This is a genomic window from Paenibacillus sp. FSL K6-2859, assembly GCF_038008265.1.
Taxonomy (GTDB): domain Bacteria; phylum Bacillota; class Bacilli; order Paenibacillales; family Paenibacillaceae; genus Paenibacillus_AQ; species Paenibacillus_AQ nitricinens.
Window position 1 is genome coordinate 25,117 of the sequence record NZ_JBBOYU010000003.1, and the last position, 15,603, is coordinate 40,719.

Here is a 15,603-nt window from a genome sequence, read left to right on the forward strand (position 1 = left end):
TTTTCACTTGAGCTGTCCTCACGGATTTGACCTGTACACAGCATTAATCTTTCTCCTCAACCTAGTCCTTCAGGTAATGAGTCCGTCGAGCTGTTATTATCCCTGTCTTCACAATTTGAGTCCACAGGTGTTACAGCACTGAAAGATATTAAAAGTAAAGAATATACCTCATTCTATCATGCTTGAATTAAGGAATAAAGCCCAAATTTAGTCGGGGCGGAAATGAATTGGTTAAAACGATAATAGCTATCCCTAGAAAAAAAGACCGCCATTAGGACGGTCATTCTAGTTAGCAACCTTTATATTCGGCACCACTAAGTATATAAGGCGCTACGAAAGCAAATGCCTCTTCTAGGGTATGCACATCCCAATTCTCTTTTCTTCGTTTGCGATCACCAGGAATATGATGATGGTGATGAGGTTCAGTTACTATTTTAAATTCTTCAGGTGTATCTGGTGAATTGTGGGGATCGTTACCCCACGCGGATATATGGTGCAAACTCACGCCCATCTTTGGAATGATAATTTTCCAACTATAAGTGTACCTTCTAACATAACCAGCGTCATCATAAGACTCTAATGCATGTAACCCCGTAATACCGTGAACCGGATGTTCTTTTAATGGGAAAAGCACATCTAACTTATTTGTATTTCTTTTGTAAATACCATATATGCCTTCGTTTCCTGGTACATTAGAATAGGTCTCCAGTAAATGACCGAATCGATCTGTAATATCCATGAGCTCTGCTGGTAAGAGTTTTTTTTGTGCTAATTGCTCTAGCCTACTTAGCGTCATTTATACCTCCGCTGAGTTTCATGATCTCAGCTAATTCTTCGTCCAGGTCTAACCATCGATGGTAGTCGGTAGGATCGTCCATTTCATCACCATCATAATCTGCAAAAGCTTCCTTAATCGTTTTAGCTTTATATTTCAATTGAAGTTCCATGAGTTCTAGCGCAATTTCTTTTGCTCGTTCCTCTTTTGACTTAGTACCTTTCTTCTTTTCCTGTGCAAGAATCTGCATGCGTAAACCATAAATAGGATCTTTCAGAAGTTCTATAGCATACTTTGGGATTTTCCGATGCTTTTCCGTATTAACACAGTCTAGGCCTTGCTTTATATATTTTTGTACTGTGACTTGTGAAATATTTAATGCTTTTGCTGCTTGAGACGTTGTCAAAAGATAGTTACTAGAGAAGACAAATTCGATGTTTTGTCCGCCAAGTTGCGTATACCAAATTTCAAAATCTATTTTGAGTTTTCCAAAATCTAAATCTGACGCGGGATGCTCCATTTGAGAGAAACGATTAAGCCACTTCATCAAATTTCCTTTATGTTCGTCTGAGAAGAGATAGTTTTGCGATAGACTTAGCACTTGCATATCCATTTTGATTCCAATTACTTTATCTGAAAAGGCAACCAAGAACGTCTTGTAGATCATATTGAAGAGAAATTCTGTTTCTTTTTCAATAATTCCTTCATTCCGTTCTTCATATCCCATATTGATTTGTTGCTGGGTAAGATCGAAAAGAGCTTTACTCATAAGATTCATCTCCTTTTATTCCTCCATTCTAAAGTATTGTTTGGGATATTGCAATATCGCTAAGTTATAGATAATGAAATATCCCTAATTATATATTTACTTATATCCCTAACGATTTATGTAGAAAACACAAAATATAATTCAAATTGGGTAATTAGTGAACATAGTACTCTAAGACTTCACCATTAACATTATGAGTATAGGTAATAATATATAAACAGTTGCGATCAGATATTTGTTTAATACTTTTAGGTTTTGTTCATCTAGAGCTATGTAGTTTTAATAGATCTGCAAGTTCCGGACGAAAACTTGAAATCCAGCAATATTGGACCCGAAACGGGCAGTATGAGATTACGGCAGTGACCCTAAATGCGGATACTGGTTGTTTCATTGGTTGTAAGAGTCGGCATTATTTGAGTTACCAGGAGCGGGAGATGTTACTTAGTCTTCTGGATCCGCACGAATGCGCAGACTGTACGAACCGGAAATAGCATCTATTAGACCGCATGCAGGACTATTATCAATTGAGAGTTATCGAAGAATTTTCACCAAATTCAATCTCCGATATCAAATTATTTCAGACACCAAGCGATGTCTTATTAAACGAGATCCTAACCCTTGTGAAGACAGAAGATGCTAAAAAAGAGATACGAAGTTGGCTTCGCGGCAAAAGATCAGTTTTTGCGTCAGCCCTTGAAGAGATGAATTGAAATTGGAAAAAGGGAGACCGGTATCACCGAGTCTCCCTCCTTCTTCTACACGTGTTCGCAGCAGTTGTACATTGGCAGTACCAAGTGCTACCACATGTACATACTCTTATACGAGTTTATAAATTTATTCACTCAAAAAAACATCAATACACGATGTGTATTTGTCCGGAATTATAGATTTCAATTCTTGTTGCGCCATTCGATAGTTCTGCTATGCGATCGTTTTCTTCAATCCAAAAAACTTGATCGGATTTCATCTTACTCTGAGCCATTAATTCTTTCTGAAGCTCATTCCATTGTTCATTATTATTGATGAAGTTAAAAGCAGTGCCCTTGTATTCTCCCTCTCCAAATTCATCAGCTTCCAGAAGTTGATACCCTTCCCGTCTAAACCAGTTCAGTACATCTACTTTACGCTTATATCCCTTTTCTTCAAGGATACGTTCAACGACATGTCGATCAGTAGCAAGATGTCCAATACGAAAGTCCATCATACATATCTTACATATCCCTACTTTTCTCTCAGAGAAGAAGTAATGAGCCATTTCGTCGTCTTCTCTTTTTTTTCCACAATAGAAGCAACTAGAATCTGGATTATTCGACATCCATTCATAAATGCTTTCATATCTATTTTTTTGGTATTTAAACAAAAAATCTCCTCCTATTTATATGAGCTGCAAACAAGTGCAAATTAAAAACAAGTAGTATAATGATTGTTAACTTATAGATTAGGGACGTTCCTTCTATAATCTATTGACAGATTTCAAGTTACATTTACTTCTCTCTTATTATAATAATTATAGCTACCCGCATCTATAGTATGAAAAGTTAATTTAATAGTTATGAAAATGCTCGTAATATTAACTGGTCAACTCTTGTAAAAACTTAAGATTATGAGAATATAAGTTATGGTGATCTATCTTTAAAACCGAATTATAAAGTTTTCGAAGTTAATCCTTTGGGAATAAGTGAAATCAAAGATTTCGAATAATAAGGAGGACAACTATGCGATATCGTATATATTCAAATTTTCAAGTTACGCCAGAAATTAAAGTTAGGATCTGGTCAGGAGATTTTGAGTGTGATGACTATAAGGCTGCTGCTGCCATAGCTTCGGACCCTTTGGTTAACGCGGGAATGATGGAAGATCACATTGTCCTCTTAATCAATGGTGAATCTATCCGGATAACAAGCAAATCTGATACGAAGACAGTCCGCTATAGCTTTAATATTTTCACGGGGGATAATTCACATCATCCATTGGGGTTGAAGGATTGGAAACAAGTAAGCTGGAATATCGAAGAGGTGTATAGCAAGCTAAGCGCGACGCTAGGTATTACGGAGGGTATGGTTATTCCTTTAACGTTTGATTCATATAAGGTTGAGAAAACTAAGCACGATCCTTTGCTAGTACATAGAATCACTCAATGGAATTTATCTCTTTTCGAAGCTGAAGCTTTATTGGAGTTAGTCCAAGATCGAAAGGGCATCTTAATTACTGGTGATATTGGCAGCGGAAAAACCAAAATGCTAAATGAGCTTCTTCGCTTGCAAGACCTAAACATTCGATTTCGTTATATCTCAAGGCTACCACTTCAAAATTATGATTTAGAACCGGATAACCTGGAGAGAAGAGTTTTTTCTAATAATGCCGACTTCGTTGTACTTGATGAAGCAGATGAAGATGAGATGATGTCAGTGATTGGTAATCTAAATAGAAAAGATTTCATTGTGACATATATAACTCCTGCAAGTTCTCCCAAAAGAAGAATGTTTGCTCATAATCAGATTGGACCGAAAGTAGAAGCATCGATTGAAATGACCGGATATAATAACATATGGAATTTGGAAATACACACGATCCATGACAGATTGCTATTCAATGCGGAACTAGTGCTTAATGAAATAACAGAAGAGAATCAGCAATATTCATTTGTAAACTATATACGCCCGATTTGGCTAGAACGAATCTTACCTTCAGAAAAAGCGGCTGTGCAACTTGCCTATTTAAATCGTCAAGTTGAAAATGGTGGGCTTAGTGGTTGGTATCAAAATGGATATATTGCTGATGATGATATTGATGATCTTATTCAATTGGCCAAATTAGGAATGGAATATGATATTCCAGGCTTTGTGTTTTTCGAACGATGGCTGGAGAAGGTCAAGGAAGAATACTTACCTTCAGCTCATAGATTGGTTGAAGAAAATGATGAATATGATTCTACACCTCTGGAGGAGTTGTACTGGGAGTGGGCGGATCGAAATGAATGCTTTGATAAGCTATTACACAAAATGGAAGGCTGAGACGACGATTCTGTAGATTATACAAAATGTAGACATAAAAAAAGAGCTGCAGTTATCATCTATGATGATAGCTGCAGCTCTTTTATTTTAATGACTCTACTAAATAAACAGCCTACTGGAACCGGCAATTAAACGGTTTTAATCCTCAGAGGCCGACAGCTACGTTTAGCATACCGAAGTGCATTATCCTTGAGTTTGTAGATATTTCCGCGTCCTGCCGAGTAAAAAGGAAAGTCTGCAGAAAACAGAAAGCAAAGGGGAACATCAACATAAACTACTTCTTTCCCTTGAGCTTTATCAATTAGTCCATCTTTCTTCGAACTCCATGATGGAAGAACTCTTTTTTGATTTAGAGACAGGCAACTACTCTGTATTGAATAGAGCCGGACTTTATCACAGCTTAGAGATGCTAAAATAGCAACAATCATCTGTAACATAACATACTGTTGAATAATAGCCATTATAATCTCTCCCCTCATTATTAAAGTCCGCTCACTGTAACCTGCAATTTCACCGTACCATCGGCCGCGACTTTACGGTGTACGGTATGACCTTGTTTGCGGGCTTTTTGAATGGTTACCGCGATTCCGTATTCCTGAAGGAGGCGTCCACCGTTCTTACCAATTTCTTTCTCCACATGGCCAGCCCACCAGTCGGTTTCCATGGAATATGCGCCGTTCTGGCCTTTGATGACGGCTACATCATATGGACCTTTGAGTTGAATTACATAATCTGCTTTTATATCTTGGGAGCGGGTATAACCACGGCAGATGCCATTCTCGATCAGAAGCAACTCCAATGCTTCTGCAGCGGTTTTCAGTGCTGGTATATTAGTGATTATCATTTGGATTGTTGAGTAATGAGACATGATAAATTCCTCCTTTTATTTAACCCATTTGAATGCTAGTCAGTTCCCATGTTATTTAGGACCTGCAGAATTTTATTAGAATCAATCAGTACTAAGTTCTCTTCGACTGCCTGGAAATGAAACCACAGATGAATTTTTCTGTGAATGTGATGTAGATGCCATGCGCGCGTTCTCAAGCGCCCACTTTCTCATATCCTCGATTTCAGTCGATTTGGATTTAGATAGCGGTACAGTCGTTTCGGCTGCATCCAGAAGGTGTTGTGTATTTAAATCGTTATCCTCTGAAAAAGCTATATTTAGTCCATCTACAACCACCTGTTCAAGTTCTGCACCAACAAAATCCTTCGTTTTTTTCACCACTAAATCCAAGTTGAATTTTTCAGGTTCGCGACCACGCTTACGTAGGTGTATTGAGAGAATTTCTTTGCGATCTTCTGGTTCTGGTAAATCAAACCAAAAAATTTCATCGAAGCGTCCTTTACGTGTTAATTCAGGTGGAAGCGTTCTGATATTGTTAGCTGTTGCCAGTACAAATACGTTCTCCTTCTTTTCTTGCAACCAAGTGAGAAAGTATCCATGAACACGAGAGGTTGTACCGCCATCAGACGAGCCAGAACTACTTAAACCCGAAAATGCTTTCTCAATTTCATCAATCCACACAATACAGGGAGCTATTGTTTCTGCCATCTTGAGCGCCCGGCTCATATTATCCTCGGATTGACCAACTAGTGAACCGAAAACACTTCCAACATCGAATCTTAGGATTGGAAGCTGCCAGAAATTACCCAAACCTTTAGCCATAGCAGATTTTCCGTTTCCTGCTATACCAGTTAAGACAACCCCTTTGGGAGGTTGTATGCCAAACTTTCTAGCTTCCTCTGTAAAGGCTTTAAGCCGTTTTTGCGCCCATTCTTTAAAATTCGAAGCCCCACCAATATCGTTTATGGTATTGGTTGGAGGGATAAACTCCATCATTCCGGATTTTTTAACAATGTTTGCTTTTTCTTGTTGGATGGTCTTAACGGATTCCTCATTAAGTGCCTTATGGACGACAATAGCTAACGAAAAAGCATTTTCTGCTTCTGCTGCAGTAAGTCCAAGGGCACTCTCAAGGATACGTTTACGATTACTTACCTCAATGGCATTACCTGATGGAGATAAGATATCGTCCAATATCTGTCCCAGTTCCTCCAAATTTGGAAGATCGAAGTCCAATACAGCAACTTCTTTTTCGATCTCTACTGGAAGCACTATCCGACAGGACAAGAAAATTATCGATTTAGCATGACTTTTGCAGTGATTAATCAAATCTTTTAATAATTGCAGAACCATAGGATTATCCTCCAAAAAGAAATGAAAGCTTTGAAGGACATAGATAGTGTGTGTTTCTGTATCGTTTTTGATAAACTCAAGTGCAGTTATCGGATCTGTAATTTCATGACCAGAATCATCTGAAGGATCTACCCGATTCATAAACCCTTGAGTGATACTCCATACCTTCAGCTGCTTAGCTCGTTCTTTTGCGATTTTTCCAATTTCTTTCAGGCAACGTTCCTCTTCAAAGGATTTGACCCAAATTACCGGATATGCAGCCTTGATATAATTGACAATTGTATTAACACTCATGAAAATTCTCCTTTGAATGAATATTTTTTTATGAAAAAAGCCGCATTTCCAATTGGAATAGCGGCTTGAGTATTAAGTGAATCGGCCGGGTGCTTTCTGAATTAATCTAATTCAAGAAAGCGCAGCTGACGGCCATCATCCTTAGCTGTATGATTTTTTTTGCGTGATGACAAATCCCGTAACATACGTTGCATGCTTCCTAGGGATTGTTCCACAGTGGACAAGTCTCCTTGTAAGAGTTCCTTGTAATCTTCAATAACTTTAAAAGACAAATTACAGCTTTCAACCGCAATGGTAATATCTGCTGCCGATGCCTGCTCGTTGTCATAAGTATTTTTCAGCTTTTGAAAAGATTCATTAAGCTGCTTTACAGTTGATTTTCGAATTAAATCCATATTACTGGACGTCTTGATCATTGGAACCATGTGTGCCTCTTCTGGACTGATTTGGTTTGCGAGGTCACAGAAAGCCATGAGTTCTTCTTCATACTTTATAGGGATAAAATATACTCCACCAGATATTTTCACCATAACAGGGCTCATACTGTTGATGATATTTTTAAGCATCGCCCGAATCGCTGCATCATCATGCGTGGTTTTGAATGTCTCGAAGAGTTCTATTGCTTTTTCGACTAGTGGCTCCACCTCTGTGTTATAAATGCTAGTATGGATAGTATTATTGTTTTCCTTATCAAGGGTAATAATCGCCTCTTCGGTGTCATAGCGCAGTTTATTAGTTTTCCGAGAGTTAATTACTTCGCGGACTACGTTACGCTGTACCATCTCCCGGGTAGAAACAACTTCTTTCACTAAATAGCTTACAGTGTCATTCCCCATCTTGATTTGCTTTTTCCCTGCAATGGCGCTGGTGGCACGGCGAAATGCATCCGGAATCCTAATATCATTTGGCATAAATCGATCGGAGACGCCCGAGAGTCCAATGTAATCTCTCAGCAAGCTTCTCGCAATCAGCTTAGCTGTACAGGAATACCAGCAAAGATGCCCAACAATACTCACGTTATTCCGATCTTCCATACCGACAGCTGCATAGTTGTTCATTAATCCTGTTCTCATGAGTTTTCCTCCAAATTTATTCGGCAAAACAAAAAGCCACTGATTACAGTGACCTTTTCTTTACACCGGTTTTTAGTTTTTTTCGATATTCAACAATTGCTCTAGACGATAGGCACCCTGCAGCTGATGTTCTTCCTGTAGGTCCTCCACGGCTATCATGATCGATGCATTATGGATATGTTCGCCACAAGATGCGCACATCGGTGTTGGCATATTCGGCACGGTAATTCCATGCAGGATAAGCTGAGTAGGTTTGATGTCAACTACTGGTTCAGTACATGAACAGAACTTAGTAATCGGACCTCTTTGCTGGATGTCCAGCGCTTCAGTTAATGACATCTTACGAATCCCCTTTCGACGCTTCATACGCACAGCCCCTTATTAATTAGATAAGGCTATGGTAGCACGGCTTTAGATATTTTCAAGTTTATCATCTATACCCAAGCATCTAACTCATGGGGCTGACACCAACAAACCCGAAAATCGAGTGAGTCGTTATACAAATGAGATGATGCTTTTGGATCAAAGACTGTTACGACTTTTGCTTCGATATAAGGACCATTCGTATCCAATTGCAATACCACGTGTAAATGACGGTACTTTCCTTTTTCGATTTTTTCGCATCCATGTACGACAATGGATTCATTATCCGTATTACAATCTACGGCAAATCCATCTGCAACTACTATTTCCAGCAACCTGCGTGTATTAATTGCACGTTCAACACATCGCTTTGTAGCATGACTGGTGAAATTAAAATGAGTAGATACGTCGTCTTGGTCCAAAAATCTTTCCAGAAGGCTCTGACCTCGTTCTAAGTATTTATCCCGTCTTATTTTATCTAACTGACGGTATTTGACACAGCTCGAGTTCATGCAGAGCTCCCCTTTTATCGGGGAGTAGGTATGACTAGTCATTTGCAGGTCACCTCTCTCCCGATAAGCGGGTTATTGTATTGTTGTAAATTCCAATTGCATTTGATCCGAACCATTATCGGATCTTTTATTTTTCGATAAATCCTCTACTACGATATTCGTAGACGGAGCATGTACCTCAATTTGAAATTGTTTCTTTTTCTCAAGAAATGATGACTCATTAAAATCAAAAAAAGACATTTCTTTAATACTCGTGGTGTTTCCTTCTTCATCAATCCGGAAATACTTTACCTTTTTTGTACGCAAACTAAGGCGCCATTCAATCCCGCATTCAGGACAGTAGAAGACACGCCCTCCCATTTGCACCGGTTGACCATAGACTACATGTTTATCGGATTCCGGACAGCAGCGAACCGAAATAAGCTTCGGTTTTTGCTGCAGTTCAAAATCCAAGGTCTTCTGGCGGGGATCGCTAAGAGTTTTCTTCTTTCTTCCCATTGTTGTTCCTCCTTAAAAAAAGGAAATCTCACGAAGAGACTCCCTTTTTTTGAATTCTGGACACAGCCAGGTATATATAATTTTTAGAATGGCAAGTCATCATCACTAACATCGATTGGCTTACCATCTCCGTAATAAGGATCATTCATTTGATTCCGCCCACTAGAATAAGAAGTCCCGGTAGGTCCTCCAAATGGCCCTCCAGTAGGTCCAGCAGATGGTCCACCTGAAGATCCGTTTCTTCGTTCGGATTGGTTATTTCCTCGAGCTTGGCTACTATTGCTAGAGTTGCCACGAGATCCAGAATGAGAGTTCTCATGATTCTCCGGATTTTTGTCTTGTTGAGCTTGATTAGATTCTAAGAAGCGCACGTTGTCGATGATAACCTCAGTGACATAGACGCGCTTGCCTTCGTTGTTTTCATAATTACGTACCTGTATTCGTCCTTCAACTGCTACCAGACGTCCCTTTTTCAAATAATTGGCGCATGTCTCTGCGAGCTGTCTCCAGGCTACGATAGGGATGAAATCTGTCTCACGCTCACCATCATTACTTGTGTATGGACGATCAACGGCAAGCGTGAATTGACAGACAGCGACTCCTGCAGGGGTATAACGCAATTCAGGATCACGCGTAAGTCTACCGATTAATATAACTCTATTTAACATATTTTTGTCCTCCTTAATAAATTCACCCTAGGCACTTTGACCAGGAGATTCTTTTATTTCATTCAAATAAGATTCATAGCATGCCTCGACCCACTCACGCACACCCGATGCCCACTTCGGTGGTTTATCACCACTTCCGTACGCTTCAAAAGCATCAATGAGCAAATCGTGACCTATTTCCTGCGACATCTCTTTTATTTTTATAATTGCCATGGGATAAGCATCTACCTTAATTCCATACATGAGATGGCCAAGTGCTTCTCTTTGTTTTTTTCTTAAGAATCCTTTCCATACCGACCAGACCCAATCTAAGGACTGCTTCCGGTGCCCTGGTTCCAAATGCTGGAATGAAGACGGCCAAGAATCAAATCCTATGAGTTTCAGCTGGGTTGTATATAGGCGTTCCGCTGGATGTTTGCGTGCACGGTTACGCTGGTAATTGGTTTCATTAATACCGGCTGATTCGCGTAGTTCTTTCAAAACCACTTCCCTAGACTTTTTCTCTAGAGTGGTAATGAAATCTAGCGTGCCTCCATTAAGATGGCAAATGAAGCAGCGAAATAGTCCCTTTTCTCGATTGAGTGTTAATTTGAACTTCCCTTTAGAGAGGGTATCCCCGCACCACGGACAAACAAAAAATGTTTGTTTCTCCGATAGGCTATCTCGTCGGACGTTCAAGTTTTTTGAGAGTGCATACTCAACAATATCAGGCAGTATGTTCGTTCCGTTTTGTTGATTCATCTTCGTTCACTCCTGCTTGAGGTATGGGGATTTGCCTCCATTCCTCCGACATTTTTACTTTTCGGTTAATCGAAATGACTGGCGCTGAATCAAGCTCCCGCTTCCACCAAAAAACATCTTTAAGGGTTTGAGCAGCAATTTCAGTGTGCCAGCATGATTTTCGGGTCCTACTTGCTGGGCATTCATGCCCAATTACAATTTGTCCATTTAGTAAGGATGCACCGGTTAAATACATTCCGTTTCCAGAAGATGACGGCAATGAAACGATGATAGAAGTTTGGCCGCTAAGTGTGAACAATGCAGCTGCTATTCGATTTTTATTAACCATGATTTTGGACCACGTTCACCATCCGTGTAATAATCCATTCTTTGGATGGACGTTGCTCGAAAGTCATATTGTATGGTTTTCTAATTTCAAAATCATCACTATCAATGAATTCCAAAATTTCATCAACAGCAAGTGCTTCAAACTCATTGTCGTTATCGACCTGTTTTAAATGGATACGGTAGTATGGAACAGCAATACGGTCGAATGTTTCTGCTTTGAGATTTAATATCCTACAGCAAAAATAGCCTTCCTCGGCTTCTTGAGTGCGTTGTTGGCGTTGGACATCGTTACGAGTCTGACGATCTCGTAAACCGCTGTTTCCTGATTTACCTGTATCTCCCGCTGTGTCAGAGACCGAACTAGGTTTATCTTCTACAGCTTGGTCGTGTCTGTGCACACTCTCTTTTGACTCGAGCGGAGCGTGATCAATTCCCTTAGAACGGGTTGATTCTTGCTGTTTTTGAGAAGATCTTGATTTTTTCATTTCTTCATCGTAACTACGCGCAAGTAAAATTTCTTCGGCACTGGCTATGCCAGTTCCAAGGAGTCCATACCCCATAAATCCAAGAGCTCTTCCGACCGCATTGGTTTCGACATTTTGAATATCACTTCCGCTCCCACTCCAGTTTTTATTTGCTGCCCACATAGAGTGGCCTGTCGTGGTTCCATACATTTCGGAGGATATGGTACAGACAATGGTGTTTCCCTTGGCTTCAGAAACGATGTCCAGTCTTTTTTTCATTTCTCTATGCTCTTCACGAGCCCAAATGACACGGCCATCAACACCGAGGTAAGGTTCCTGTATTAATACAAAGGTTCCTTTTTCGTTATGTCCCATTTGGTGAGCTCTTGCGTTCTCATCCAGAGGCACATGTTGTGTAGTAAGAATGCGTTCCTTTGGAATTAACGCTAAGTAACCATGGTACTTTTCTGGAACCTGAGTTCGGGCACTTTCATACTTTTTCTGAGTTTCTGAAAGATACACTTTTGCCATTTCTACTAAATAAGATGGGGTTTGTTCATTTTCCATCCTGGTGTCCTCCTCGAAACATTTTTATCTATGTAAACCGATTCTCTCTAGAATAGAGAGATCCGGACATTTCCTATTTATAATAAAAAAAAGCCAAGATCCCTTGATAGGGTCTTGGCTTTTTGTGTATCATTCCATGGAATGATGATTATTAAAATATTCGTTGTCAATTACAAGCAGATCACTAGCAGTATAGTCTATCATCGTACGCTCACGAAATTTTCGTCTTCGTCAGCAATGAAAGGTTACTTACTACTTATGTTGTCTTCGTCCTGTCGGTAAGTTACGGGATCCGAGAGTTCGTACACAACTTCATCAACGTTTTCCTAGCCTGTGGTAAATTACCCGATACACAAGCGAGTCCTTTTCGTCTCAATAATTCAGGTTATCTTCGTTTGCTAAAACGTTCATAACACAATTGGACGCCAAAGTTGATGCATATAAAAAATATACTTTTATTATATAGGCATCACTTTTGAATTTCAAGAACTAAACCTTCATTTCGTACAATATTATCAAATAATGTAATCGAGTAGGAGGGGGCGGCGAGCCCCCGGCCTCTCACACCACCGTACGTACCGTTCGGTATACGGCGGTTCATGAAATATTTCGTAAGGAGTTGTATCTGTCCAATACACTCTTTAATCCATTGGATTCCCAATATTGGTTATTCAATGCACGTTGCAGAATTGGACTCCCTGCAATTCGCCAATACCCTTTCCGAGTATTTCCCCACTCATAAGCTATATCCTTAGGCACGCCTAAGGATATGAGCCTTTTGACTTTGGTTCTCGGGTTCTTCCATTGCTTCCAGAGACACATTCGCAATCTCCTTCGAATCCACATATCCATCGCTTTAAAGGCACTTGGCGTATCCGCCAGCGAGAAATATCCGTGCCATCCCATCAAGTATCGATTGAGCTCCTGGATTCGTTCTTCCATTCGCATCGCTTTCTTCCGGGACGTTATCTCCCGAATTCGAGCCTTCGCTTTCTGCAAGGACTGTTTTGCTATCCTCACCTTGGGCTCTTTATCGCTACTAAAGCTAAACCCAAGAAATTTTCGTCTCCATGGGCGGTCCACCGCACTCTTCGCTTGGTTCACCTTTAGTTTTAGTCTTGTCTCAATGAATCTGATGACGGATGCCTTCACTCGCTCTCCTGCTCTTGGTGTTTTCACATAGATGTTACAGTCGTCCGCATAACGGACGAAGCGGTGTCCACGTTTCTCGAGTTCCTTGTCGAGCTCGTCCAAAACGATGTTAGATAACAACGGACTGAGTGGACCACCTTGCGGCGTCCCTTCTGTTGTCGTATTTACTAGCCCGTTCTCCATCACACCTGACTGAAGATATTTACGAATCAGCAGGAGAACTTTCTTGTCCTTCACTTTAGCCGAAATCTTCATCATCAGTCGGTCATGGTTGACGCGATCAAAGAATTTCTCCAAGTCCAGGTCGACTACGAATCGATAGCCTTCTTTCATGAATGCTCTAGCTTTCTTCACCGCATCATGTCCTCGCCTTCTCGGACGAAATCCATAACTATGGTCAGAAAACTCTGGGTCGAATAATGGGGTTAGTACCTGAGCGATTGCTTGTTGAATCATTCGATCTGTCACGGTTGGTATTCCTAATAACCTAACGCCTCCGCCACCGGGTTTCGGGATTTCGACTCGGCGCACGGGGCTCGGTTCATAGATTCCTTCTTCTATCGCTTGCCGCAAGGTCTGCCAGTTTTGTACGATGTGTTCTCGTAAGGATTTTACGGACATCCCATCTACGCCATGACTTCCTTTATTCGCTTCAACACGCTTTAAGGCTTGCAAAAGATTTTCCCGTGACAGCAGTTGCTCCAACATTTTTTTTTTACCTCTCTTTACGTGATTTATACCTTCCTCTTGTGCCAGAGATGAATTCTGCCCTGCCGAAGCTCCTCACGGGATTCACCGCTTCCTTCTTCAGTTAGGTCCTTTCGGATTTTTTTTTTTCTGCTTTCATTACCCACTCTGAACGCCTGGATGTACAAATACCTATTTCATGTTCAGCCCTTCCGCAGCTGTTGCAACAGCTTGCGTACTATGGCGTCTGCTGACTTCTGTGCGTTCAGCCTACTCTCACAAGCAGGTTTACGAATTGACTTCGCCTACCGCACAGATCTCCCCAGGTAAGAACGCTATCTTCCTCTCCATCTATCTGCTTCATTTACTCTCGTATGCCTTTGGCAGTATGGACTTTGGTTTGTTATGCAACCTCATCCAGCCTACGTTAGCCTTGTATGAAGTTCGTGTTCCTCAGACCGGAGATTTGCCGCTGGCTTCCTTCAGATTCCAACTCGCGATGGACACCCTTGCCTTAGGCTAATGGCTACTACTGCCTTCGCCATTCGGGACTTCAACCCTATAGATAGCGCCCATGCTGGGCGCACATAAAAAACCGTTTCGATTAACTCGAAACGGTTTAGAAATCTAGCTATCTGAAGCCGGAAGTAATGGATGATCATTTTCATTCCGAACACTATTCGCATCAGTCTCGACACGTATCTCAAAATGAGCGATGTATTCCTCTTCCCATCCTTCTTTCCCTGCTTTCCAAAAACAATGTGCCAGACTCTCTTTAAGCAAGTTATGATCCGTGGTTACGCGGAAAAAGTCTGACTGCTTCTTCAACTCTAAGAACATATTTGCATCTGGCCAATCGGGAACAACTATAAATGTTCTCATTTTTTCTTCCATTACCTTTAGATGCTTATAAACACGATCACGCTGGAACTTATCACGTAATACGGCCACCCGAAATTGCATGTCCTGTATATAGAATACACCATCGAATGGATCGGGAAATTCCTCTAGCGTGGTGTTTGGATCCGTTTGATAGAATCGAAGAAACATTTGTGCAACCACAAGTCGCCGAAGCACACCAGATACATTGCTGCGTGCCCCCTTTGGCAGTGTCATTAAAGCACGCATTGGATTAGAAAGGGTATAAAAGGATATATACCGACTATTACTGAAGGCTACGAGTTGATGTTGGACCAGATATCCTTTATCACAAAGCGCATCTACATTCTTCTTTCCCTTTCGGAGATTTCCGGGGTTGAGAATCAATGCGAGTTGATTTTTAGTAGCCCATTGCAGAGACTTCAGAACCTCTAATACCTTTTTCTGTCCTGTGTTTAAGAAACGAACCGGGAGAGCTGTATTCTCTGGTGGTTGATGCCCCCATTTTAAAATATAATCATTCCCGTTATTGCTGAATGGCGATACATCATAAGACATTCCTTTGGTTCACCTCTCTTTCCTGTATTTCGCCCAGTTATGTGTCCGTAGGATCTTATGCT

19 protein-coding genes are annotated in these 15,603 nt (G+C 40.7%); 2 read left to right on the top strand and 17 right to left on the bottom strand.

The genetic code is table 11. From position 1 onward, the window contains the following. Positions 1-289 precede the first annotated feature (289 nt). From MHB64_RS32680 to MHB64_RS32690, 3 genes are all read right to left on the bottom strand, one after another. Complete coding sequence (locus MHB64_RS32680; RefSeq protein ID WP_341136394.1) at positions 290-796, bottom strand: hypothetical protein; 507 nt, start codon at positions 794-796, stop codon at positions 290-292. Then, entirely contained in the window at positions 783-1,544 is a 762-nt protein-coding gene (locus tag MHB64_RS32685) for a DNA-binding protein (RefSeq protein ID WP_341136395.1), read from the bottom strand. Before MHB64_RS32685 ends, MHB64_RS32680 begins: the two co-directional genes overlap by 14 nt. 853 nt (positions 1,545-2,397) lie before the next feature. Continuing rightward, positions 2,398-2,904, bottom strand: a complete 507-nt coding sequence (locus MHB64_RS32690) for a hypothetical protein (RefSeq protein WP_341136396.1) — start codon at positions 2,902-2,904, stop codon at positions 2,398-2,400. A 355-nt stretch (positions 2,905-3,259) separates the two neighbouring features. Between MHB64_RS32690 and MHB64_RS32695 the strand changes: the two genes are divergently transcribed. Next, the gene (locus tag MHB64_RS32695; protein ID WP_341136397.1) at positions 3,260-4,558 is read left to right on the top strand and encodes a hypothetical protein; all 1,299 of its coding nucleotides are present in this window, start codon (positions 3,260-3,262) and stop codon (positions 4,556-4,558) included. A 128-nt stretch (positions 4,559-4,686) separates the two neighbouring features. Here MHB64_RS32695 and MHB64_RS32700 read toward each other — a convergent pair whose 3' ends face one another. The 13 genes from MHB64_RS32700 to ltrA all read right to left on the bottom strand — a co-directional run bounded on the left by MHB64_RS32700 (position 4,687) and on the right by ltrA (position 14,125). Next, entirely contained in the window at positions 4,687-5,019 is a 333-nt protein-coding gene (locus MHB64_RS32700) for a hypothetical protein (protein WP_094875947.1), read from the bottom strand. A gap of 20 nt (positions 5,020-5,039) precedes the next feature. Continuing rightward, entirely contained in the window at positions 5,040-5,426 is a 387-nt protein-coding gene (locus MHB64_RS32705; RefSeq protein ID WP_094875946.1) for a DUF1257 domain-containing protein, read from the bottom strand. Between the two features lie 81 nt (positions 5,427-5,507). Then, the gene (locus MHB64_RS32710; RefSeq protein WP_341136398.1) at positions 5,508-7,052 is read right to left on the bottom strand and encodes an AAA family ATPase; all 1,545 of its coding nucleotides are present in this window, start codon (positions 7,050-7,052) and stop codon (positions 5,508-5,510) included. A gap of 101 nt (positions 7,053-7,153) precedes the next feature. After that, positions 7,154-8,125, bottom strand: coding sequence for a DUF6744 family protein (locus tag MHB64_RS32715; protein WP_341109583.1), 972 nt, complete (start codon positions 8,123-8,125; stop codon positions 7,154-7,156). A 72-nt stretch (positions 8,126-8,197) separates the two neighbouring features. Further along, positions 8,198-8,491: a hypothetical protein gene (locus MHB64_RS32720; RefSeq protein ID WP_341109582.1), complete on the bottom strand. Its 294-nt coding sequence runs from the start codon at positions 8,489-8,491 to the stop codon at positions 8,198-8,200. Between the two features lie 68 nt (positions 8,492-8,559). After that, entirely contained in the window at positions 8,560-9,000 is a 441-nt protein-coding gene (locus MHB64_RS32725; RefSeq protein WP_341136399.1) for a hypothetical protein, read from the bottom strand. A 72-nt stretch (positions 9,001-9,072) separates the two neighbouring features. Then, positions 9,073-9,498, bottom strand: coding sequence for a hypothetical protein (locus tag MHB64_RS32730; protein ID WP_341109580.1), 426 nt, complete (start codon positions 9,496-9,498; stop codon positions 9,073-9,075). 83 nt (positions 9,499-9,581) lie between these two features. Beyond that, on the bottom strand, positions 9,582-10,166 hold the full coding sequence (locus MHB64_RS32735) for a single-stranded DNA-binding protein (protein WP_341136400.1): 585 nt from the start codon (positions 10,164-10,166) through the stop codon (positions 9,582-9,584). 27 nt (positions 10,167-10,193) lie between these two features. After that, on the bottom strand, positions 10,194-10,907 hold the full coding sequence (locus MHB64_RS32740) for a hypothetical protein (protein ID WP_341109578.1): 714 nt from the start codon (positions 10,905-10,907) through the stop codon (positions 10,194-10,196). Next, the gene (locus tag MHB64_RS32745; protein WP_094875938.1) at positions 10,873-11,235 is read right to left on the bottom strand and encodes a hypothetical protein; all 363 of its coding nucleotides are present in this window, start codon (positions 11,233-11,235) and stop codon (positions 10,873-10,875) included. The genes MHB64_RS32740 and MHB64_RS32745 overlap by 35 nt, the downstream gene beginning before the upstream one ends. Beyond that, positions 11,228-12,265, bottom strand: coding sequence for a hypothetical protein (locus tag MHB64_RS32750; RefSeq protein ID WP_341109577.1), 1,038 nt, complete (start codon positions 12,263-12,265; stop codon positions 11,228-11,230). Before MHB64_RS32750 ends, MHB64_RS32745 begins: the two co-directional genes overlap by 8 nt. A gap of 469 nt (positions 12,266-12,734) precedes the next feature. Then, positions 12,735-12,866 carry a hypothetical protein gene (locus MHB64_RS32755; protein WP_341136401.1) on the bottom strand — a complete coding sequence of 44 codons (132 nt, stop codon included), beginning with the start codon at positions 12,864-12,866 and terminating at the stop codon, positions 12,735-12,737. Continuing rightward, the gene (gene ltrA / locus MHB64_RS32760) at positions 12,863-14,125 is read right to left on the bottom strand and encodes a group II intron reverse transcriptase/maturase (RefSeq protein WP_341136402.1); all 1,263 of its coding nucleotides are present in this window, start codon (positions 14,123-14,125) and stop codon (positions 12,863-12,865) included. Before ltrA ends, MHB64_RS32755 begins: the two co-directional genes overlap by 4 nt. A gap of 178 nt (positions 14,126-14,303) precedes the next feature. Here ltrA and MHB64_RS32765 point away from each other — a divergent pair, with 178 nt between their 5' ends. After that, positions 14,304-14,627, top strand: a complete 324-nt coding sequence (locus MHB64_RS32765) for a hypothetical protein (protein WP_341136403.1) — start codon at positions 14,304-14,306, stop codon at positions 14,625-14,627. Positions 14,628-14,731: 104 nt separating this feature from the next. Here MHB64_RS32765 and MHB64_RS32770 read toward each other — a convergent pair whose 3' ends face one another. Beyond that, on the bottom strand, positions 14,732-15,541 hold the full coding sequence (locus MHB64_RS32770; RefSeq protein ID WP_280788125.1) for a hypothetical protein: 810 nt from the start codon (positions 15,539-15,541) through the stop codon (positions 14,732-14,734). Positions 15,542-15,603: the final 62 nt, after the last annotated feature.

Bases quoted from the DNA above. Each gene is read 5' to 3' on its own strand.
- MHB64_RS32680 (WP_341136394.1), bottom strand. From the start codon at position 796: ATGACGCTAAGTAGGCTAGAGCAATTAGCACAAAAAAAACTCTTACCA.
- MHB64_RS32685 (WP_341136395.1), bottom strand. From the start codon at position 1,544: ATGAGTAAAGCTCTTTTCGATCTTACCCAGCAACAAATCAATATGGGA.
- MHB64_RS32695 (WP_341136397.1), top strand. From the start codon at position 3,260: ATGCGATATCGTATATATTCAAATTTTCAAGTTACGCCAGAAATTAAA.
- MHB64_RS32700 (WP_094875947.1), bottom strand. From the start codon at position 5,019: ATGGCTATTATTCAACAGTATGTTATGTTACAGATGATTGTTGCTATT.
- MHB64_RS32705 (WP_094875946.1), bottom strand. From the start codon at position 5,426: ATGTCTCATTACTCAACAATCCAAATGATAATCACTAATATACCAGCA.
- MHB64_RS32710 (WP_341136398.1), bottom strand. From the start codon at position 7,052: ATGAGTGTTAATACAATTGTCAATTATATCAAGGCTGCATATCCGGTA.
- MHB64_RS32715 (WP_341109583.1), bottom strand. From the start codon at position 8,125: ATGAGAACAGGATTAATGAACAACTATGCAGCTGTCGGTATGGAAGAT.
- MHB64_RS32720 (WP_341109582.1), bottom strand. From the start codon at position 8,491: ATGAAGCGTCGAAAGGGGATTCGTAAGATGTCATTAACTGAAGCGCTG.
- MHB64_RS32725 (WP_341136399.1), bottom strand. From the start codon at position 9,000: ATGAACTCGAGCTGTGTCAAATACCGTCAGTTAGATAAAATAAGACGG.
- MHB64_RS32730 (WP_341109580.1), bottom strand. From the start codon at position 9,498: ATGGGAAGAAAGAAGAAAACTCTTAGCGATCCCCGCCAGAAGACCTTG.
- MHB64_RS32735 (WP_341136400.1), bottom strand. From the start codon at position 10,166: ATGTTAAATAGAGTTATATTAATCGGTAGACTTACGCGTGATCCTGAA.
- MHB64_RS32740 (WP_341109578.1), bottom strand. From the start codon at position 10,907: ATGAATCAACAAAACGGAACGAACATACTGCCTGATATTGTTGAGTAT.
- MHB64_RS32745 (WP_094875938.1), bottom strand. From the start codon at position 11,235: ATGGTTAATAAAAATCGAATAGCAGCTGCATTGTTCACACTTAGCGGC.
- MHB64_RS32750 (WP_341109577.1), bottom strand. From the start codon at position 12,265: ATGGAAAATGAACAAACCCCATCTTATTTAGTAGAAATGGCAAAAGTG.
- MHB64_RS32755 (WP_341136401.1), bottom strand. From the start codon at position 12,866: ATGAACCGCCGTATACCGAACGGTACGTACGGTGGTGTGAGAGGCCGG.
- ltrA (WP_341136402.1), bottom strand. From the start codon at position 14,125: ATGTTGGAGCAACTGCTGTCACGGGAAAATCTTTTGCAAGCCTTAAAG.
- MHB64_RS32765 (WP_341136403.1), top strand. From the start codon at position 14,304: ATGTTCAGCCCTTCCGCAGCTGTTGCAACAGCTTGCGTACTATGGCGT.
- MHB64_RS32770 (WP_280788125.1), bottom strand. From the start codon at position 15,541: ATGTCTTATGATGTATCGCCATTCAGCAATAACGGGAATGATTATATT.